General features: G+C 59.0%; 15 protein-coding genes and 3 pseudogenes. 15 read left to right on the forward strand and 3 right to left on the reverse strand.

Translation table 11 applies throughout. The annotated features are described in order from the left end of the window. Positions 1-19 precede the first annotated feature (19 nt). Both AB1286_RS03620 and AB1286_RS03625 read left to right on the forward strand, forming a co-directional pair. Positions 20-877, forward strand: coding sequence for a PhzF family phenazine biosynthesis protein (locus tag AB1286_RS03620; RefSeq protein WP_430361978.1), 858 nt, complete (start codon positions 20-22; stop codon positions 875-877). Between the two features lie 49 nt (positions 878-926). Beyond that, a complete protein-coding gene (locus AB1286_RS03625; RefSeq protein ID WP_430361979.1) occupies positions 927-1,421 on the forward strand; it encodes a PhzA/PhzB family protein in 495 nt (164 codons plus the stop codon). 13 nt (positions 1,422-1,434) lie between these two features. Here AB1286_RS03625 and AB1286_RS03630 read toward each other — a convergent pair whose 3' ends face one another. Beyond that, the gene (locus AB1286_RS03630) at positions 1,435-2,037 is read right to left on the reverse strand and encodes a TetR/AcrR family transcriptional regulator (RefSeq protein ID WP_430361980.1); all 603 of its coding nucleotides are present in this window, start codon (positions 2,035-2,037) and stop codon (positions 1,435-1,437) included. Positions 2,038-2,369: 332 nt separating this feature from the next. Here AB1286_RS03630 and AB1286_RS03635 point away from each other — a divergent pair, with 332 nt between their 5' ends. Next, entirely contained in the window at positions 2,370-2,873 is a 504-nt protein-coding gene (locus AB1286_RS03635) for a hypothetical protein (RefSeq protein ID WP_430361981.1), read from the forward strand. Between the two features lie 36 nt (positions 2,874-2,909). Here AB1286_RS03635 and AB1286_RS03640 read toward each other — a convergent pair whose 3' ends face one another. Together AB1286_RS03640 and AB1286_RS03645 are read right to left on the reverse strand one after the other, a co-directional pair. Next, positions 2,910-3,407: a hypothetical protein gene (locus AB1286_RS03640; protein ID WP_430365135.1), complete on the reverse strand. Its 498-nt coding sequence runs from the start codon at positions 3,405-3,407 to the stop codon at positions 2,910-2,912. A gap of 162 nt (positions 3,408-3,569) precedes the next feature. Next, positions 3,570-3,878: pseudogene (locus tag AB1286_RS03645) on the reverse strand (RHS repeat-associated core domain-containing protein); the annotation flags it as partial. Between the two features lie 323 nt (positions 3,879-4,201). Here AB1286_RS03645 and AB1286_RS03650 point away from each other — a divergent pair. From AB1286_RS03650 to AB1286_RS03705, 12 genes and pseudogenes are all read left to right on the forward strand, one after another. Next, on the forward strand, positions 4,202-5,218 hold the full coding sequence (locus tag AB1286_RS03650; protein WP_430361982.1) for a hypothetical protein: 1,017 nt from the start codon (positions 4,202-4,204) through the stop codon (positions 5,216-5,218). A gap of 71 nt (positions 5,219-5,289) precedes the next feature. Then, positions 5,290-5,769: a hypothetical protein gene (locus AB1286_RS03655; protein WP_430361983.1), complete on the forward strand. Its 480-nt coding sequence runs from the start codon at positions 5,290-5,292 to the stop codon at positions 5,767-5,769. A gap of 54 nt (positions 5,770-5,823) precedes the next feature. Continuing rightward, positions 5,824-6,447, forward strand: coding sequence for a hypothetical protein (locus tag AB1286_RS03660; protein ID WP_430361984.1), 624 nt, complete (start codon positions 5,824-5,826; stop codon positions 6,445-6,447). 87 nt (positions 6,448-6,534) lie between these two features. After that, positions 6,535-11,886, forward strand: a complete 5,352-nt coding sequence (locus AB1286_RS03665; protein WP_430361985.1) for a type I polyketide synthase — start codon at positions 6,535-6,537, stop codon at positions 11,884-11,886. An 86-nt stretch (positions 11,887-11,972) separates the two neighbouring features. Further along, positions 11,973-16,091, forward strand: coding sequence for an RHS repeat domain-containing protein (locus tag AB1286_RS03670; RefSeq protein WP_430361986.1), 4,119 nt, complete (start codon positions 11,973-11,975; stop codon positions 16,089-16,091). A gap of 48 nt (positions 16,092-16,139) precedes the next feature. Next, positions 16,140-17,090 (forward strand): RHS repeat-associated core domain-containing protein, encoded by a 951-nt coding sequence (locus AB1286_RS03675; RefSeq protein WP_430361987.1) that lies wholly within the window; start codon positions 16,140-16,142, stop codon positions 17,088-17,090. A 34-nt stretch (positions 17,091-17,124) separates the two neighbouring features. Further along, positions 17,125-17,394 (forward strand): annotated as a pseudogene (locus AB1286_RS03680) (RHS repeat-associated core domain-containing protein); the annotation flags it as partial. Positions 17,395-17,424: 30 nt separating this feature from the next. Further along, positions 17,425-18,093 carry a hypothetical protein gene (locus AB1286_RS03685; RefSeq protein ID WP_430365136.1) on the forward strand — a complete coding sequence of 223 codons (669 nt, stop codon included), beginning with the start codon at positions 17,425-17,427 and terminating at the stop codon, positions 18,091-18,093. Positions 18,094-18,149: 56 nt separating this feature from the next. Next, positions 18,150-18,347: pseudogene (locus AB1286_RS03690) on the forward strand (RHS repeat-associated core domain-containing protein); the annotation flags it as partial. A gap of 45 nt (positions 18,348-18,392) precedes the next feature. Beyond that, positions 18,393-18,965: a hypothetical protein gene (locus AB1286_RS03695; RefSeq protein ID WP_430365137.1), complete on the forward strand. Its 573-nt coding sequence runs from the start codon at positions 18,393-18,395 to the stop codon at positions 18,963-18,965. 24 nt (positions 18,966-18,989) lie between these two features. Beyond that, complete coding sequence (locus AB1286_RS03700; RefSeq protein ID WP_430361988.1) at positions 18,990-19,787, forward strand: RHS repeat-associated core domain-containing protein; 798 nt, start codon at positions 18,990-18,992, stop codon at positions 19,785-19,787. A 77-nt stretch (positions 19,788-19,864) separates the two neighbouring features. After that, positions 19,865-20,680, forward strand: a complete 816-nt coding sequence (locus AB1286_RS03705; protein WP_430361989.1) for an RHS repeat-associated core domain-containing protein — start codon at positions 19,865-19,867, stop codon at positions 20,678-20,680. Positions 20,681-20,683: the final 3 nt, after the last annotated feature.

Raw genomic sequence — 20,683 nt, forward strand, 5'->3', positions numbered from 1 at the left:
CCATTCACGAGATCATCCAATGAGCGCTTCCGAGTTTTACGACTACGTCGTTGCCGACGCTTTCACCGACACCCCGCTCTGCGGCAATCCGGTTGCCGTGTTCACGAACGCGACCGGTCTCACCGCGAGCGACATGCAGCGCATCGCGCGCGAGCTGAACCTATCGGAAAGCACGTTCGTGTTTCGCCCGAAAGGCGACGGCGACTATCACGTGCGGATCTTTACCCCCGTCAACGAGTTGCCGTTCGCGGGACACCCTACGCTTGGCACGGCATTCGTGCTGGGTCGCACGCACCCCCGGCAGCAATTGGTGATGGAGACGGCGATGGGAAACGTGCCGTTCGCGCTTGAGCGCGACGAGAACGGCCAGATGATCTCGGCGACGATGGCGCAACCCGTACCCACTTGGTCCTCTTATGAATTCGAGGACACGCTGCTCAGGGGCCTCGGGCTCGAGGCGTCCACATTGCCTGTCGAGGTCTATCGAAACGGTCCACGCCACGTGTTCGTCGGCTTACCCAGTCTCGCCGCCCTCTCCGCCGTCAAGCCGGACCAGCGGATTCTCGCCTTGCTGCCCGACGTTGCCGCGAATTGCTTCGCCGGCGACGGCCATCAATGGCGCTTGCGGATGTTCTCGCCGGCATACGGCGTCGCGGAAGATGCCGCTACAGGCTCCGCGGCCGGGCCGCTCGCATTGCATTTGATTCGCCACGGGCTACTCGATTTCGGACAAAGCATCGACATCGAACAAGGCGTGGAGATGGGACGCCGTTCCGTAATGCGCGCCAAGGTAGGCGGCACGCTCGGCAACTTGGGCCCGATTCACGTATCGGGCAGCGCGGTCATCGTCGCAAAAGGCCAGTTCGTTCGCTGGTAATAACCATGGGGTACATCGGCCCCGTCATCAACCGTAGTCAGGAGAAAACATGTCACAGGACGTTTCGGCAGTCGAAGTACAGGAGAACGATTCGGAATTGCGCCGCCGCAATCGCGCCGTGGTCGAGGATTACATGAGCCGGCGCGGCGAAGGACGCTTGACGCGCTACGAGCTGTTCACATCGGACGGCGTCGGCGGCCTATGGACCAACGACACGCTCGAACCTATCGTCGCGTGCGGGCACGAAACGCTGAAAAAACATGCGACCTGGTCGTTGAAATGTTTTCCCGATTGGCAATGGACCGACGTTCAGATTTTCGAAACGCAAGACCCGAATCGTTTCTGGGTCGAGTGCAAAGGACACGGAAAGATCCTATTCCCCGGGTATCCCGAAGGCCACTACGAGAACCACTTCATTCACAGCTTTGCGTTCCGTGACGGCAAGATCAAGGAGCAGCGCGAATTTATGAACCCGTTTAGGCAGATGGTCGCTTTGGGCATTCCGATTCCGCGCATTCTGCGCGACGGTATTCCGAAAGACTAAGTTCGATGCGGCGTCAGCTCGACGAGCCGACGCTGCGCAACGCCAGCTTCTCGACCGTGCGGGCTAAGCTCGCACGCGTCTTACGATTTTGCTTGCGCGATAGATCGTCCACGATGCTGTGAATGCCGCCGAACAAAAATACGGCCGTCATGCGCGTATCGTCGATCGACCACGCGAGTGCCCGTTCTCCGTCCTCGAGCAACCGCTCCAAATCGTCCACGACGCAGTTGTCCAATTGGCCGTCTCGCGGCCGCGGCCATGTCGCGCAAAATACGGCGTCATGCACGCGTATCGATGCCAAATACCCGGTGGCATAAGCCTTCGCCCAAGCCGCAAGCTTGCCGGGCCAGTCAGACTCGATGCGCCTCGTCGCACGGCGAATGCTTTCGAGCAGCTCTTCGCCGAAGCGTGCGCCGAGCGCCGCCAATAATTCGTCCTTCGACGAAAAATACAGGTAGAACGTACCCTTCGCGACTTCGGCGGCGGCCGTGATCTGGTCGACCGTCGTAGCGGCCACGCCATGTTCCACGAATAGCCGCTGCGCGGCGTTCATGATGTCGCTGCGCCGCGTCTCCGGCGGCTTGGTCCTCGTACCCGGCTTAGCGGCAACAGGCATCTTCGGTCAAGCTCCGATTTGTTATAGGGACGATGCCGGAGGATAGCGTATCGGTTCGGGTCATGGCAACAGATCGCCTCGTCGATCGCGATTCGTATGTCCGGGGCAAGGCGATAGCCAATCGTTATTCATCGAGCGCCGAAATAATTTCGTATTGCACAGGACCTGTGAGTATTCATAGCGCGCCACTCGCCATCGCCCCATATGCTTGTGCTCAGCGACGTTTCGTGTACCGGCGCAGAGCCCCGCTCTTTCATCATCGCGGTTTAAAAAGCGAACGCCGCTGTCCGGAGCCATCGCTTTTGTCATTCAACATACCAAGGGTCCAATTGATGAACGGTAAGAAACTGACGATGATCTTCGCTGCCGCCTTATCGGCAGTACCGCTGATTGCCGCCGCTGCGGATAGCACGATCGATGGCGGTGCCCCCCCCTTTTTGCAGGTTCCCATCGTAGTCAAAGAACCGGTCGAGAAGGCACCGTCCGCTTTCCAAATCTGCGGCACCGTCGCAAGGGCGAGATGCTCCGTCGACGCACAAGGAAACCCGCCGAGTTTGACATGCGACGTCGTCAAATACGGTGGCCTAAGCTATTGGCCTATGACGTTCGACGACAACCGCTATGCGATTCTGGTCACGGGCTATGATGAGCGGAACGAGCGGAGGAAGGCCGTGTACGCCCCCGGCCCGCGCCAGATTTGGAAGGTCGGTGTCGACCACTTACGAAAGACCGTCACATTCTTGGGTCAAGGCGATTCGAAAGCGACCCTTCCCTGGGCCGAACTGGCCGGCCATGCCAGCGCGGTGCCTTGCCAACCCGCGACTGAAAAGAAATAGCACGCACGTGCGTCGACGTCGGCAGCGGACCGGCTCCTAATTGCTGCTATCGTCGACGCGCGCCCCGCCGTTGCGCAAGCGATTGAACATTCCCCATTGTTCCCGCTGCCTCAAGTCCCCGTCGTTATCGATGCTTTGCATCAATTCGTCTGCCAGCCTTAAATAATTGCCGGCCAATGAACGCAGGGTGCGCGCATGCGCCACTTGGTCGCGGAATCCCCCACTCGTCGCGCGTTGGATAAGGATCCGGCTGTCGTAATCTATCCTGCCGGCCTCGCGCATGATGTGCGCGGCATGTTCGCGCATCAAATGCCGCACCTGCCAGCCGCCGTCATGCCACACATTCGTCGTTTCTTCTACCGTTCGCTCCAACTGGTCGAAGGCACGCTCGATTCGTTCAAGATCCGCGTGAATGCGATCGGCCGCCTGGGGCTCGCCAAGCTGCAATCGCTGCATTCGATCGACGACGGAATGCGTGAGCGGTGCATGGAGGGGACGCGACGTACTCGCCTCTTGCGAGCTGAAACGTTCCATCGATGGGCCCGCCACAGCAGCTATCGATGCCGCGCGTGACGATTCCTGCGCGTGCGAGCCCGCGATCGAGTCACCCGCGACCTCGCGTGCCCTATCCGCCGTCTTCGCGGGCTCAGAGACCGCTCTCTCGGCCACTCCAAACGACACGCGTCCCGAAGGATCTTGGCGGTCGATAGGGTCATCCGCACAGTACAGATACGGATGAAGCCCCCCGATACCGAACGGACTCGAATCATCCGGGGCGGTGAAGCGCAAGATTCGAGGAAGGTAAAGGCGATGACCACTCCCCAACGGATAGCCATCGCAGACCAAATCACGATATCCAGCCGTATACCCCAGCGCAATCACGATTGACATAGTTGAATTCACAGTATCGAAACAATGAAGGCCGATCCGGCACGACTTCATTCGAATCCCACTCAAATACTGAGTACAACATAGCTCATGTTGATCCACAACCGCACGGCGCATTTCTCAGCATGTGAGAAGGCATGCCCAATAGACACTAAAATTCACCGAAAAACCAATATCGCGCAATGTCTAAACACGACAAGCAATACCCCTCCCTGTAATTGTTTATAGTTGCCAACGCCATTCGCCAGATCTACCCTGATTACGAAAGAAAATTTTTACGATCATCGCAAGCAACTATTTAAAAACAGCTTTTCTTGTTGAAACCATTTTGCGCGATCAGGCGCGCAAATTATTGCGCAACACACTTTTACAGCTCGCGACGTCGATTGATTATGTAGCGCTCGCCCAAGCCCAGGGCCTTTTTAGGAAGGAGCAGCAAAATGAGCGGCAACACAGGCGACGACGGCACTTATACCGCCACGCAGTACATCAGTCTGGACAGCAAAGAGACTAATACAATCTATTCCAATTCCTTAAATCAAATTCACGTTCAAGTTAAATTCACCATCGGCGTGGAAGACGGATCGGCGGTGGATCCCGATCCGACTCAAAACAAGGCCGTCGTCACGCTCGTCGAGTACACGACAGGCGCACCCATTCGGTGCAGCGATGACGGTGCGCCGACCGTGGAGAACCCAGTACCGGGCTGGTCATACAGCACCATCAAGGGGGATTATTGCAATCCCTTTGTGCAAGGCGCGGGCCCCGGTCACGACACTACGAATCCGTCGGATCAGCCCTCGACGGAAACGCTAGATAGTACGCCTGAATTTGAGTACCGCCATTTTTACCTCTCCGATAACTCAGGGACCAACGACGGGCTGCAAGTCGCCTCTTGCATCGCGTGGAAAGACCCGAAAACAGGTAAGCCATTAGCCTGGGACACCACGGCAACGGGGACGGCTCCGGCCTCCGTTCAACTTAACGCCATCACGCCGAAAACCTATAGCTCCCTCAACACCAACGGCGCGAAATTGGATTATCAGGACTACGGATACGCTCGAATTCCCGCAGGTTCGACATGCTATCTCGGAAATTTTTTCTTTAAAATCACGGACCCCGGATTCAAAATAAAAAGCAGCTATATCACAGGAAATACCGTCGACTCTCCTTTTGCGGTAACCGTATCCAATGGCGTTCACGTCTATTTTTACGCATGGCCTACCGGCGACTATGGAACGGATGTGGTTAAGTTCTTGGACATCAACGTATCGTATAACCAACGAGCCAATCAACTATGCATAGCTCGAGGCATGATATCTAATTACAACGCGGATGGAGATGGATGGAACAATCCTTTGTACGCCACCATTTACGATGACTATGGGAATATCGGAAAATTCAAAATCACCATTGGCAACGATCGCGTGAGACCGCAGCTTTTGGATAACAACTAAAAATCAAAACAAAACAATATACTCCTTTAATTTCAATTTCAGATCGAAAAAATTTTCAATAGGCATATATCATGGACAACAAAACGAATCTCTACTATCAAGTAAAGAGCGGAAGCGGAACGAATTCCGCACGATCGTACACAGTATCGATCTACAATAACAGCGATTCGGTTTTAAAGGTCGCAGGAAGCTCCAATTCATCCGGACAATGGAGTGACAATGGTGCCCCCACCGAAATTGGTATCGGCACCTGGGGATCGTTCACATGCGAATCGCATGGATTTTGTACAGGGGCCGAAGGAAGCGTCGTGTACAAAATCGACAAATTGACCCCGACCGACCCCACGACGGTTACATTCAACTTCGCGGTCCCATATTGGGGAAGCAATTCGGCGAGCTGGACCGTAGACCGCGCGGGCTCCGGCTATTACTTCGATCCGGCAACCTCCCCGAATGACGGAAAAAGTGGCATCGATAACGCTAGCGACAGCGTGACGTTCGGTGGCGCCTCTCCGTCGCCAGGCGGGACTTACGGCGGAAATATCGACTAACCGTCCCACGATCCGTCCATATCCATTCATTCCCAATTTACAACTAAGAATCTTATGCGAACCATATCTAAAATTCGTGCCGAAACAATCGAATCGCTATTCGAAGGCGCAGCAAACGATTTTTGGGTCGGCAAAGCCGCCACTTCGGATCAATTGTCGGCAGAACTCGACGGCGATTACATCCCGGCGCTAGTAGGCGGAAAGCGAATCATTTTTGGATTCAACAAACACTTCATCTACAGCCACAACGTAGATCTCTATAGCTACGAAAGCTTCCTGTTGAAAAACAAAGACGGCACCACCTTCCTTCCCGCTCAACAGCATCGATACCTAGGCTTGACGCTGGTGAACGATAGCACCAGGGAGCTTTTGCCGGCTTGCGCAGGCGGTCCTTCCGAGACGGCCCTCGATTTCGCGTCCGGCGACGAGATCGCCCACACTTTTTTCGCAGCGCTCGATCATTTCCTATCCGAACACCCCGAAATAACTCAATACCTGTTCGAGGGGCCGCAAATCGCGGAAATCGTGCGAAAGGTCGAGGAAGGGATTTCGGCAGCGGCTAATCCGAAGCTCAAGCTGACCTTCCTTACGACGTTGGCGGAGCCCTATTTCGGTTTCGAAATCACGCGACCGAGCGCGCAACCGGCAAGCGCAAGCAAAGGCTCCGCCACGCCCTGACCCGACCTTGCTCGGCCTTGCAAGTCTTTGCATCGCGCCCCTGTCCATGAAAGACGCCATGGCGCACGCTTTCGGGAGACCGCATTCATGCAATGGGTGGGAAAGCAGCGGCCCGTCGATGGGCAATGCGCAGACGCGCATATCGCGATCGTCGGAATGGCGTGCCGCTTCCCCGGTCGAGCGAACTCGATCGACGCCTACTGGCAAGCACTGCTCGAAGGCGTAAGCGCAACCGCCGAAATACCGGCGGATCGCTGGAGTCTAAAGCGATTCTTTCATCCTCAGGCCGATATTCCCGGGCGCAGCCACGTCAATCGCGGCGCCTTTCTTTCCCAGCCGCTGGATTCATTCGACGCGCGTTTCTTCCGGATTTCCCCGCGCGAGGCCATGTGCCTCGATCCGCAACAACGGCTGCTCCTCGAGGTAGCGTGGGAAGCGCTCGAAGACAGCGGGATGGCCGCCGATATCCGCGGCTCGCTCACGAGCGTCTACGTAGGCGGCTTCATGCTCGATCGGCTGCAATCGCACAGCCCGCTGCAACGCTCGGCGACCGGTCCGCACACAGCGGTCGCCCATACGATGTCCATGCTTTCGAATCGGTTGTCGCATGTTTTCGACTTGCGAGGCCCGAGCCTCACGGTGGACACCGCATGTTCAGGTTCGTTGGTCGCGCTGCATTTGGCATGTCGTGCGCTTTCGAACGGGGAGTGCGACGCGGCGCTATGCGGCGGCGTCAACGTCATGCTCTGGCCGGACACCATGATCACGCTTTCCAAGGCCGGATTTCTTTCTCCGGACGGCTTATGCAAGACCTTCGATGCGACGGCCGACGGATATGGTAGAGGCGAAGGCGCCGGCGTACTCGTACTGAAACGGCTGGACGATGCGCTGCGCGACGGCGACACGATTCGCGCTGTGATTGCCGGCACCGGCGTGAATCAAGACGGACACACCGACTCGATCACCTCGCCGAGCGCCGAGGCACAGTGCGCACTGATACGACGCGTGCAGCAAGACGCAGGCGTGTGGCCCGATCAGATTCAGTACGTCGAGGCACATGGAACGGGTACGCAAGCCGGGGATCGGACCGAGGCCTACTCCATCGGTACGACGATCGCCACACGCCGCGTCGATGGCGAATCGTTATGGATCGGTTCGGCCAAGACGGCGATCGGGCATCTGGAAGCCGCGGCCGGGATTGCCGGCGTCATCAAGACCGCCCTAGCGCTCGAACATCGCACGATTCCGCCGCACGGGAATCTCCACGCTCCGAATCCCGCGATCGACTTCGACGCGTTGCGCCTACGCATCCCGCTCGAGCCCACCCCTTGGCCGCCCACCACGGAACGTGCCGGCGCCGCCGTCAATGCCTTCGGCTATGGCGGCACGAACGCCCACGCCATATTGCTCGAGGCCCCACCCGCCGGCGAGCAAGCGTTCGTCGCAAGGGCACGTCCGGCCGTTTTTCCCGTGTCGGCGGCGAGTCCCCGCGCGCTCGCCTCTCGCGCTCGTCAACTCGCGAACTGGATGCGCGCAAACCCGGCTCTGGACTTGGATGAAATCGGCTACACCCAGGCATGCCATCGTCCACATTACGATCACCGCGTCGCCTTCGTTGCGCAAGATGCGACGCAGTTGGCCGAGCAACTCGATCGTTGGGAGCGCTCGCCGGAAAGTGGCGAGCGCGAAGACGCAATAGGCACGCAACCGCTGAAAATCGCCTTCGTCTATACGGGCATGGGCGTTCAATTCCGTGGCATGGGTGCCGCATTGGTTGCGCGCGAGCCCGCCGCACGAGCCGTACTCAAGCAGTGCGAGAAAATCTGGCTCGAGCTTGGCGAGGCACCGTTCGCGTCGCTGTTCGAGGAATCCGAGCACGAGCCGATCACCGCACCAAGGCAAGCCCAGATCGCAAACTTCGTCTTGCAGGTCATGCTGACCGAAGTCGCCGCGACATATGGATTGCGCGCCAACTGCTACGTCGGCCATAGCGTGGGCGAAATCGCCGCCGCTTACGCGAGTCGCGCACTCACGCTCGAAAGCGCGCTTCGTATCGTCCACCATCGCAGCCGATTGATGGAGCGCGTGCGAGGACGAGGTGCGATGCTCGCGGTCGCGCTGTCGCCGATCGAGCTCGCCCCTTATCTGGCGAGTGCCCGAGAAAGCGTCGATCTGGCCGCGTTCAACGGCCCCCACGCCACGACCTTGGCCGGCGATACGCAAGCCATCGATCGCCTCTGCGACGAGATGACAAACGCCGGCGTGTTTCACCGGCGCCTCGATACCGAGGTGGCGTACCACAGCCGTCATCTTGACGGGTTCGAAACCGAGTTCAAGGCAGCCCTCGATTCGCTGGTCCCGCGCGAGCCCGATGCCGTTTTGTATTCGACCGTTACGGCATCGCGCATCGACTCCGCCTCGCAAGACGCGACCTACTGGTGGCGCAACGCGCGAGCGCCGGTACGCTGGGGCGACACCCTCGCTGCCATGCTCGACGACGGCGTCGATGCCTTCGTCGAAATCGGCCCTCACCCCGTGTTGGCGCGAACGATCGCCGAATGTGCGTCGCAGGCCGGCAAGCGCGCGATGACCTGCGCGCTGCACCGTCGCGATCATACAGGCGTCGATACGCTGCTCGATGAGCTGGCGAGGCTGTACGCGGCCGGTGCGGACCTCGATTGGCGTACCCATTATCATGGCGGCCGCCGCATCGCGCTGCCCGCGTACCCCTGGGACCGCGAGCAACTTTGGACCGAAACGCAGCTGGCCCGCGCCGATCGTCTCGGCTTGCCCGGCCATCCGCTGCTCAGTGCGTTGATCGGCGAGCCGCAGCCTAGCTGGGAAGGCGATATAGCCGCCCACCTTTATCCCTATTTGCTCGACCACCGAATCGCCGGCGAGACGATCTTCCCCGCGGCCGCTGCGATCGAAATGGCGTTGCTCGCTTATCCGGGGCACGATTGTGGTCCACGCTGCATCGATCAGCTCACACTGCATCATGCACTAGCTATCGACGACAGCCCTCTCGTTCGCCTACAAGTCGACAGCGACGGCCGACACTTTGCGATCTACAGTCGCTCGCGTACGCCCGATGCGCCCTGGAGCCGATTCGCCTCCGGCCGATTCGGCGCCGAGTCGCAACCATGCCCTACGACGCGATTCGATCGTGCCGCATGGCATGCCGGCCGCCCCCATGAAGCGGAGATCGACGTCGATGCGTTTTACTCGCGCGTCGCCGATCTCGGCCTGAATTTCGGCCCCGCGTTTCGCTGCCTGCGACGCATCACCCGTGGAGAGGGAGAGTCGATCGGCGCCATCGCACTCGCGAGCGCGCAGGCAATCGAAGCAGCCGAGTATTTCATTCACCCTTGCTTGCTGGACGGTGCCCTTCAAACGCTCTTGACGCTGGTTTTAGATCAACCGGCACTCGAATCGACGCTATGCCTTCCTGTTTCGATTCACGAGGTTCGCCTTTATCGAAAAGCGGGGGCTGCGGCAACCTGCCGAGCCTGCATCACCGAACGGCATAACGGTGGCGCCACCGGATCCGTCACGCTGTTTACGGCCGACGGGGAAATCAGCGCAACGCTGACGGGTGTCAGCGTTCGCACGTTGCACCTAGCGACCGCGGCCAACGCACCTGCCTCGCGGGACTGGACCTATCGAACCGCGTGGGTACCGGCCCCTGTCGAGCCAGTCGAGAACGCGGGGAGATCGCCGCAAACGTGGATCGTTCATTGCGACGATGCAGGCATAGGCGATGCCTGGGCGGAGCGCGCGCGTAAGCAGGGTGACAACTGCATCACGATCCACGCCGGCACCGCTTATCGACGACATGACGCCTACTCGTTCGACGTCAGCCGCGGCGCACGCAACGACATCCGCCGAGTGCTCACGGAGATCGGCGCGCCGCAAATCGATGCGATAGCGTACTTCTGCGAAGCCGTCGAAACCGACGCCGCGCAAGACCCGACGGGACTGAGCGATGTACTCGAGGCGGTCCATCTCGCACAAGAGGTCGAGCGTCATAACCTGCGAGGCGGTCTCGGCTTTCTCGTCGTCAGTTATCGAGCCCAGTCCGTTCTCGCTAAGGAAATTTATGGGCATCCCGGGCAGCAGGCCCTGATTGGCCTGTTGCGCGTCTTACGCGCGGAACGGCCCGATTGGCGAATCCATTCGATCGACGTCGACACGCGCGACGCCCAGCGCGCCGCTGAAACGGTCCACGCGGAATGGACCGCGCTTCAAGCGGATAGCGAAGTGGCATTCCGCGGGGACGTGCGCTACGTGTCGAGAATCGAGCGCGCCGAGCTTCCCAGCCCCAATCGGGCATCGACGCAGCTCGGCGCTTCGTTCGCCGAAACGGATGGCGCCTATCTTGTCACCGGCGGCTCGAACGGCCTCGGTTTGATGACCGCGCGGTGGTTGGCCGAACGCGGGGCGCGGCATATCGCGATCTTGAGCCGTCGAGGACCGGTCGACGAATGGGCCCACCAAACGCTCGGCAAGCTGCAAGCCGGCGGAACGTCGGTATGGATCGTTAACTGCGACGTGGCCGAGCGCGTGCAACTGCAAGGCGCGCTAGCCAAGCTCAAGTCGGTCATGCCCGCCATACGCGGCGTGGTTCATGCCGCCGCGACCGTGCAAGATGCAAGCTTCGGTACGGTAACCGATCGCGCAATCGAAAACGTATTTCAAGCAAAGGCAATCGGTGCATGGAATCTGCATAGCGCGCTAATCGACAGCCCACTCGATTTTTTCGTCACTTACTCATCGGTCAGCGCCTTGATCGGGAATCCGGGCCAGGCCGCGTATGCAGCCGCAAACGGGTTCCTCGAAGGCCTCGTGAGGTGGCGGCGCGCCCAGGGAAAAAGCGGCACGAACGTACAGTGGGGCGTGATCGGCGAAGTCGGCATGGTCGCGCGCAGCGCCGAGCTCCAAGCCACGTTGGAAGCCCGAGGATTGCACGGCATTGCTGCGGAAGATGCTTTGGAGATCCTGGGCCAAGCTATCGCACACAACTGGGAGAGCCTCGGCATCTTCGATATCGATTGGGCGCGCTGGCGGCGAGTCGCCCAGGTCGGGGGACCTGTCGACCCCCGGTTAGCCGGTCTCGTTCAAGCGCCCGCCGGCGAGCAAGAAGCCGAGCGCGACGCTGGACCTTCTCTCTCGCGCCAATTGGACACCCTGCCGGCCGACCAGCATTGGCAACTTGTCTATGCGGAAGTGACGAACAGCATCTGCAAGGTTCTTCAAATCAAAGACTCGGCACGAATCCGAGGAACAAGCCGCCTTAGCGAACTGGGCCTCGATTCGTTGATGGCTGGCGAATTGGCTCAAACGCTGAACAAGCGCACGGGGATCGACATTTCGCCGTTGGTGCTGTTGCGCGGCCTGAACGTCGCGGAATTATCCGGTTACGTGTTGAAGCACGCCTGAGCCGACGGATCGCGGCCGCAATTTTCTCGAATCTGGATGGATTGGATCGAAACTCAAATCAATCGCTCTGAGTCAATAGGAAAATCATGACTAGCCCCACTTTCGTCACGCAGGCAACCAATTTTCTAAGCGCAATATCGGGCGCAGTCGATCCGCGCACCGGACTGTACGGCGTCAGCATCAATCTGGGGAAATTCTCGGGTAACCGAGGATTGGGCCCCAGCCTGCCGCTTTCGCTCCGATACTCTCCGCTCAACCAAATCGACTTCGGCTTGAGCCGAGGTTTCAAGTTCGACACCTCCGCGTATCGGCGCAGCCAATCGGGCGTCCCGGCCGCACTGCTCCTTTCCACCGGCGAGCAATACGGCGTTCAAGAAACCAGCGGCGACGTCTTTCTTCGGCAACATCCGCTGAAAAGCCTCACGTTCAAGACGCAAAGAAACCAAAAGGGCGAAGTGATCGGCTATCTGATCGCCCATAAGTCCGGCGCCCTCGAATTCCTCGGTGCAGGCTCCAACATCTGCCTCCCGTACAAGATCTATACGGCGGCCGGCCATTGGTTGAACTTCAAATGGGTCGAAAACCAGGACGTCCCTAAACTGCAATGGGTCAAGGACGAAAAAGGCACTACGCTGCTTTCCGCCACCTACTCCACGCTAGGCGCGACTTTTGAAATCCTGCCCGGGAATACGACGGAAGGTTACCGCGTCGAATTCAATTTTCAGGCGGGCTCGCTCGCGAACCTAGTAGCAAAGGGAAGCGACAACGCCAAGATGCAGTGGAGCTTCGACCGGCATAGCGTGGGGGACGGCTCCTGGGGGGTATGGATCACGGGGATGACCGCACCCGGCGGGTATTCGGAAAACGCGTTTTACCCTGAAAGTGGAGGCCACCAATGGCCCCAGGGCGCGCCGTATCGCGCTCCGATGCCGTACGCGAACCGTTTCGAGCGCGATCCCGGCGGCGGCCAGCCCAAGGTCGTATCGACCTACTCGTTTTCGGCAAGAAATTACCTCGGCGCGGCATCGGGTAAAAATTGGGATTCCAGCCAAGACACGCTGATGAGCGGCCCGTTCGATGCGAGCTACCAATACTCATGCATAGAAACCCAGGTGCATGGTCAGGGCACCAATAGGCACGATACGAACATCGAGCGCCTCTACAACGCCTATCACTTGCAGGTCCGAGAAAAGACGACGTGCGGCCTGGTCACGCAACTGATCGAAACGGACTACGACATCAAGCCCAATACGTTTCTCGAGAAGCAGCCCCCGTATTACCAAATGCCCGTTAAAAAGGCGACCACCTGGGACAACGGCCAGGGAGCGACCACCATTGAGACGGTGAAGAGCGAATGGGACGATTGGGGCAATCCGCTAAAGCGAACGGACCCGGACGGGGCCATCACGCAATGGACCTACTACTACGGAGCCGCGAACGCCCCTGACGATCCGCATTGCCCGAGAGATCCGAACGGCTTCGTACGCTTCGCGAGATGGATGCGCGTAGACCCCACTAAGGTCGACTCCCAGCTCAAGGACGCTCGCATTCAACAAACCAATTTCCGCTACGCCGGATTTGCGCCCGCATTCCAGAACGATCAGGTGACCACCGTCGTACTGAAGAGCTACGAGTCGCACTTAAGCGGCGGCTCGGTGGACACGCAAAGCGGAGAACTCGCGGGCGGGACCTTGCTCTCGGAAGCGACGTTCGACTATTTCGGCGGGGACGACGCCGGCCGCTTGAAAGCCCACTCGTTCACGCACTACTCGAACAATTCGAATGGGGATACTTACGTCACGAGCGAGACGTTCGACTATCCGAGTACGGTCGACAAGGTGACGACGAACCACACACTCGATACCTACGACAATCTAACCATCACCGACACCAAAACGATCTCGGCTTTCACGGGACGCGTGCTGAGTACGACGGATCTTCAACAGAACGTCACTACCTACACCTACGATTGCTTCGGCCGGCCGAAAACCCGCACCTTGAATTCGGCGTCCACCGACGGCTACCGGAATCAATGGACTTACGAAAACTATGTGAGTCAACAAGATCAGACTACGAATCACGCCGGCAAGTGGCCGTTCCAGATCATCCAATCGGATGGCAACCACAACCGTATCTGCTACACAATGGACGGACACGGGAATGTCCTTTTCACCGATGTCAACGACCGCGATAGCAGCGACCCCGCCCGATTTCACACTAGCGAGAGTAGGCGATACGATGACCGAGGCCGCCTGCTGAAGTCGACAGGATTCGATTACGACCTCGTCCGCAATACGACATACAGCCTCGAAAAAACGCTGGCGTACGACGACTGGGGCAATGCGGCGACGACGACATACAGCGACCAGACCGTGGAAACGCATCTGCACGATCCGGCTCGTAAAACGACGACCGTCACCCATAGCGGCCCCACGACGGTCACCGGCACGCAGGTCACCACGCTCGATTACAACTTCAGTAAAAAGCCGGTCAAGATCGAACGCTATCTCGCCGGCAAAACACCTGGCGTGGACGCCCCCTACAGCACACAAACCAAGCTGTACGACGGCTTGCACTTACTGCGTAGCGAAACCGAACAATCCGATGCGGACGGCTCCGGCGTATCGAAAAACTTTACGAGCAGCTATGAATACGACCCATGGGGGCGCCTATCGCAGACACAGTTGCCGGATAGTACGGTCGTGCTGCGCCAATACAGCGATACGTCGCCGGAGAAGTACGTCAGCGACATAGCCGTCAGCGGGAAATCCGTCGGCGATCGGAAGTTCGACGGCCTCGGCCGCGTCACGGCCAAGACCGTGTCAGGAAAACCTTGGACGTACCAATACGCGGCTGCCACCGACAGTAAGCCCAAATACGAAAATACGCCCGACAACCAACAGCTCAGTTACACCTATAACCCGCAACTTTCAGAAGCGCTTTGGACTGTCTCGGTAGCCGATGTGAACCAAAGCTATCAATACGACCCGATCAGCGGCGTCATGAACGGTGCGCAGTCGAGCGGGACCAACGAGAACTCGGCGACGCAATTCACACTATACGATTCGGGGCGCTTAAAAAGCGAAACCATCACCTATGACGGAAAATCCGCCCCCCAACCCACGCAATTCGATTACACCGTTGGGGGGGCGTTGCTGAGCTATCGCCATATCGACAATGCCGTCTCGACGGTTTCCCGCGACAGCAACGGCCGGATCACACAGGTGGCAGACGATAGCGTTTCGGTCTCGCCTCTGTACGACAGCGCGGGGCGCTTGACGGGCTGGACGGCGTCCGAGCTGATCGGGGGCAATCCCGCGCATACCTTGACCACGACATTGCAGCTCGACGACATGGGCCGGGAAACGGGCCGCACCGTGAAGGACAGCGCGACCAGCGACGTATGGACTACGACGCAAGAATGGTACGCAAACGATCTTCTGCAAACTCGCTCGATTTCGAAGAACGGCGGCAAAGAGACGAAGTATTCCTACACCTATGATTCGCGAAACCGGTTGACCTCTTGGAGCGTTACGCGCAACGACGAGAACGGCCCGTCGCGCCCATACGATCGATACGGCAATGAGATGACGGGGCAAGATTTCGTCATGGACGGCTACGGCAATATCACGTTGGCCACGACGACGTTCAACACAACGCCCAAGACCACGAACGAGGCGGCCTTTACCTACGACCCGACCCATCCCTGCCTGCTCGTGAGCATATCGAACACGCACGCCAGCTATCCGCCGGGCGGGAAGATCGAGTACGACGCAGCGGGCCGGATTACCTACGACGGCATGGAGACACGGCTGACTTATAACGCGCTGGGTCGCGTCTCGTCCGCGACCAGTTCGCTAACGGGACTGAAAGGCGACTACGGTTACGACCACCACAATCGGCTCTATCGGCAAACGCGTAGCGATGAGAACGATCCGATCTATTTCTATTACAAGCTTCACGACAAGCTCGATCAACTCGTGAATTTGATCCAAGGCGACGACCAACAGCGACTGTTCCGATCGCTTTCCGGTGCACCCGCCGCGCAATTCAATACGGGCAGCAATGCCGGCGCCTGGCTATTGGGTGCGGACATGCTTGGCTCGGTGACGAGCGGCAGCGACGGCGCCACGACCGAGGAGCGCGTGTATACGGCTTATGGCGAAGAGGCGGTCAAGCCTATCGTGAAACCCGATATCACTTAACACGCGACGCCTAATCCACCCCACGCCCAGGTCGAAGGAGAAACGCAGATGAACACGATGTTCGCACAGGGGTTCACCGGAGCCTTTTCGGATCCCATTACCGCCGCGGTTCCGTTGGGCAACGGCTATCGATTTTACTTGCCGGGCCTCATGCGGTTCAACGCGCCGGACGATGAAAGTCCGTTCGGCGTCGGTGGCCCAAACCCGTATGCCTACTGCGCCGGCGACCCGATCAACCGAGTGGATCCGACCGGACATTTCAGCTTTTTCGATATTTTCACTTACATCGGGAAGGGTTTCGAAACGGTTTTCAATTACACGAGCGTAGCTTGGTTGACCGTCAACAAAATTCTTCCGGCGCTCGGCGCGACGGTACCGAAAGCGATCGTCAAGGCGGAGTCGGTCGTGCAGTCCGTCGTGCAAGACGTGACATTTATCGCGATGGCGGTGGTTCTGTCCGTGTTCACGGATGGCGCAAGCCTCGAGCTATTGGGCTTCGTCGCGGCGAACCTCGATATTATCAGCGGCGATCTCGCGGTCGCCTCGGATGTAACCAGCGCGATCCCCGGTCGTGGTATAGCGTCGGTGACAAAAGGCTTGTCGCTCGGTGCGATGGTTACGGGGGCCGGGGGAGGCATATCGGCCAGCTTCGAAGCCTTCGCGAAATCGGCAACGAAAATGGCCGACGTGGGTGAAATAGCGCAAAGCGTCGCGGGCGCCGTCAGGGGAAGTGCTCGCGCCGCGCTCGACAGCACCGGAAAAGTCACTACTTCGCTATTCAAACGCGTAGTTCGCTTGGTTGCCGGATTAAGCATTCAAACGATCATGAACTCGCCCGCGCTGCTCATACCGTTTACGTTCGACGACCCGCCCCGCGTCGAACCGCGGGTCGAGAATTCCGGCCGGCTCGGATTGCGCGGCGATGCGCCTCCCGCGCCGTCGAACAACAACCAAAACCAATCGAGAGTGCTTGCGCAATCCACCCCGCTCGCCGGATGAGCGCACCCGTTCGGGCGGCGGCGACGCCGAATCGATGTACCTCGCACGCCGGCCGTCATCGGCGGCGAGGTCTATCCAATACAGCGCGACTAAGTGGAGAAAGCGAGTGAGTGTCGATTCAGTCCTCGGATATACCGGCTGCTTCCGAGATCGCGTGACGGCCGCTTACCCGCTCGGTCAAGGCTATCGATGGTATCTGCCCGAACTCATGCGATTCAGCGCCCCCGATCATTGGAGTCCATTTGGACTAGGCGGCACTCATCCCTATCTCTATTGCGGCGCCAACCCGATCGATCGGAGCGACCCGAATGGCCACATGTGGAGTCCCACGCAATTGAATCGCGAGTTGGAAGGTATGTTCGAATCCGATCGCGACGCCGGCGGAGCCATTGCAGCGAATGACGCCGGCCACGCGACTCGATCGCCTCCTTCCAGCGGTTTTTCCACGCCGACGCGCGTACCCGGCACGCCCACCCGCTCGGACCCGGTTCACGCATTCCTTCGTGATTGGCAACCGCCCGCGGAGTGGAGACTGGGGGAACGCCAGGTATCGCCCGTCCCCCTCACAGAGACGGAATTCGATCCCGCATCTCCAGCTCAACACGATCCGGGATCGCCTGCTTCGACGATAGCCTACCTCGGGTCGCCGAGCCCGCCGCCGAGCGAGCTACCGACGTTTCGCGAAGTGATGCGGGAGGCGATCGATCGCCGCGCAGAGATTTCACTGCCCGAGGTCCGCCTTTATTGGCCCAACCCTTCCTACGACGATGCGTTGAGCCGACAACAACTGACGCTCTCCCTAGTTCGCGTGCTTCAAGAAAATCGGGTGCCGGCGCGTTACCTGCAAGGCAATCTACCGATAGATACCTTATCCAGGCGATTGGGATACGGCTCATCGACGTTGGGAAAAATGCGAATCAGTTATCAGGATCAGGTGGATCTCGGAAAGCCAGTCTTCGAAAGAAAGGCCGAATTGCTATGGTGGCTCGGTTACATCGAATAACGGCTAGCGCGGCTCAAGGTCCAAGAGGGAGCCTAAGCCGCAATGGGAGAATGCCGATGAGCACGGCTTTGACGCTCCAATATGGAGGGTACGACTACGATCCGATTACAGGCGGCTATCCGCTTGGTTGCGGCTACCGAATCTATTTGCCGTCGCTCATGCGGTTTACCGCGTCGGATACCTCTAGCCCTTTCGACGAAGGCGGCATCAACGCCTATACGTATTGCGGTGCAGATCCCGTCAATCGACGCGATCCGAGCGGACACGTCTTTTTGCCAGCCGTCCTTGCAATCGGCTCAGTGACCGCCATCGCAGTCAAGGCGGCCGGCTCGCTGCTTGTTCGCAAGTTCCGCGCCCCCGTCAAAGAGTGGATCGACGGGTTGCGCATAGACGAACACATCGGCGCATTCAATGCCGAGCGCGCCTCGGTCAACAAGACCTGGGCCACTCGCGACGTCTCTGCCAGGAACCGTTCGCCGGACCGCCCCACGAACAGTAAGGACGCCGGCGCCTTCACCGCCAAGCAAGCGGCAAGTCCCAAAAAATTGGCACGTGCCGTTACCAGGCGACTCGAGCGCGTCGACAAAGATCTTGCCGCAGCCCGGGTGCATCGAGAACGCACTCGCTTGCTTCAACTCGGCGCGCGCGGCAGCCACGATCCCGAGCTCGTGATGCAGTTGGCCTTTGAAGAAAGGGAAGAAGGATTGGCCGATTTGGACTCGGCTCGTCAGCTCATCGACACAATCGCGCCCGTCAAAAGCAATTTGAATTCCGAGCTAAAAAACAGACTGGATGTAGCCGACCGCGAACAGGAAACGCTACGGCACGATTTCGATCGAAGATTTCTTTCCAATCGTTTCCGCGATCGCTGACACTCGAAAGACTTAGCCCTTACCATGAACGACGGTCCCGTCCTTGCTTTTACCGGCGCATTGCGCGATTGCGCCACCTTCGGCATTGCGCTCGGCAACGGCTACCGTTGGTACCTTCCCGCATTGATGCGCTTCACTGCGCCCGATAGCTTGAGTCCGTTCGGCGCAGCCGGCCCCAACCCGTATATCTATTGCAATGACGACCCGATCAATCGCCGCGATCCCACCGGCCACATCGCTTGGTTCGCGGCGGCCAATGACGTGCGCATGTTCGTGACCCGCGAGGCGGCACGCGACGACGACCGCGCCATCTCCGCCAGAGAGCCGATGGCCACGGCCGAGCATGCCACCGCTTCGGGACGCGAGCCAGGGCATCACGTTTCGGTGCCGCGCGAACAAGCGCCGGCCAACGAGGGGTCGCCCCAGGTGGAGCGGACGATGATGGCGGCGAAGAAGCCCATTTCCTATCGTTTCTATTTTGTCGAGGGTGCGGTGCAGGAGATAGAGACCCGCGAGGGAAAAATGAAGGCACTGCGCGGCGATGCCGTCGTCACCGGACGTGCCGGCGAACAGTGGCCGATTCCGCGTGCCGATTTCGACGCCAGGTACTCCGTGGTCGACTTCGGCCTCGCCGTGCCGAACGCCATCCCGGTCATTGCCGAACAGATGAGCACCGCTTTCCGAATTAAGCCCCATTGGTCGGAAGAATGGCTTTTGTTCGAAGCGAAAGACATTCGAGTCAAGGTAGTTGGCGACCCTAACAACAGCTGGGGTGTAGGCAACAAGATATTTTTCGAGACCTACGACGTTTTTTCCGGCTGACGAGGCTTAGGTCCGAATAGGCCCACCTCGCTTGGTCTTTGTCTCGCCGCATCCGCTATCGATTGGAGTAGAGATCCATGCAAGAAAATTTCGTCCTGAACTATACGGGAGCGCATCTCGATAGCGTGACCGCCGGCTATCCGCTCGGCAACGGCGCTCGGTGGTACATCCCCGCTTTGATGCGCTTCAACGCGACCGATAGCTTGAGTCCGTTCGAGGCGGGAGGGATCAACCCCTACCTCTACTGCGACGACAACCCGATCGATCGCGTCGATCCCAGCGGACATCTCAGTTGGTCGGTGACGGGTCGTGCCATCAAGCGATTTTTGGCACGCTTAGCCGCGCACGACAAAGGCCGTTCGGTCGCGGCGGCGCTCGCAACCGATGCCTCCGAGGGTGGAGGTGCATCGTCAGGCGAACGAGCGCTTCATGCGGGAGAAACGGCCAAGCGCCCATCGATCGTTTCCGCACCAAAGCCGCATGGCGCGAGTGCGATACATAAACCCGAGTGGCAGACACTGCCAGCGCCGAGCATTCACCTGTTTCGTCCCCTGACGATCTTGGAGAAGATGACGTTAAAGTCATTCGATCGCCCGGACAAAATCCTGAGCGAGCAGATCTTGGTAAAGCACGCACCACGAGAAGCGTCGGTATATCCGCTCGAGGCATTCGTGCAGCGCTTCAATGTCGACGGCACCGAACACTTTCAGGGTGCGCATGGCGTCGGCGCCCCCGACCCGCTGCGCAGCCGAACTCGAGTCTGCTTTCCGAAACAATCTACGGATTCAGCTACGCCCAATGTAGATGGCCCATACAAGACTCCGGTCACGGCAGCCGCTTCGGAATTCGACGAGGACGAGTTCAATTTCTTTCCAAGCACCCTCGGCGGCTAATCG

It is taken from the genome of Trinickia sp. NRRL B-1857, from assembly GCF_050470685.1.
GTDB lineage: Bacteria > Pseudomonadota > Gammaproteobacteria > Burkholderiales > Burkholderiaceae > Trinickia.

Excerpts from the sequence above, each read along its gene's own strand:
- AB1286_RS03620 (WP_430361978.1), top strand. The coding sequence starts at position 20 with ATGAGCGCTTCCGAGTTTTACGACTACGTCGTTGCCGACGCTTTCACC.
- AB1286_RS03625 (WP_430361979.1), top strand. The coding sequence starts at position 927 with ATGTCACAGGACGTTTCGGCAGTCGAAGTACAGGAGAACGATTCGGAA.
- AB1286_RS03630 (WP_430361980.1), bottom strand. The coding sequence starts at position 2,037 with ATGCCTGTTGCCGCTAAGCCGGGTACGAGGACCAAGCCGCCGGAGACG.
- AB1286_RS03635 (WP_430361981.1), top strand. The coding sequence starts at position 2,370 with ATGAACGGTAAGAAACTGACGATGATCTTCGCTGCCGCCTTATCGGCA.
- AB1286_RS03640 (WP_430365135.1), bottom strand. The coding sequence starts at position 3,407 with ATGGAACGTTTCAGCTCGCAAGAGGCGAGTACGTCGCGTCCCCTCCAT.
- AB1286_RS03650 (WP_430361982.1), top strand. The coding sequence starts at position 4,202 with ATGAGCGGCAACACAGGCGACGACGGCACTTATACCGCCACGCAGTAC.
- AB1286_RS03655 (WP_430361983.1), top strand. The coding sequence starts at position 5,290 with ATGGACAACAAAACGAATCTCTACTATCAAGTAAAGAGCGGAAGCGGA.
- AB1286_RS03660 (WP_430361984.1), top strand. The coding sequence starts at position 5,824 with ATGCGAACCATATCTAAAATTCGTGCCGAAACAATCGAATCGCTATTC.
- AB1286_RS03665 (WP_430361985.1), top strand. The coding sequence starts at position 6,535 with ATGCAATGGGTGGGAAAGCAGCGGCCCGTCGATGGGCAATGCGCAGAC.
- AB1286_RS03670 (WP_430361986.1), top strand. The coding sequence starts at position 11,973 with ATGACTAGCCCCACTTTCGTCACGCAGGCAACCAATTTTCTAAGCGCA.
- AB1286_RS03675 (WP_430361987.1), top strand. The coding sequence starts at position 16,140 with ATGAACACGATGTTCGCACAGGGGTTCACCGGAGCCTTTTCGGATCCC.
- AB1286_RS03700 (WP_430361988.1), top strand. The coding sequence starts at position 18,990 with ATGAACGACGGTCCCGTCCTTGCTTTTACCGGCGCATTGCGCGATTGC.
- AB1286_RS03705 (WP_430361989.1), top strand. The coding sequence starts at position 19,865 with ATGCAAGAAAATTTCGTCCTGAACTATACGGGAGCGCATCTCGATAGC.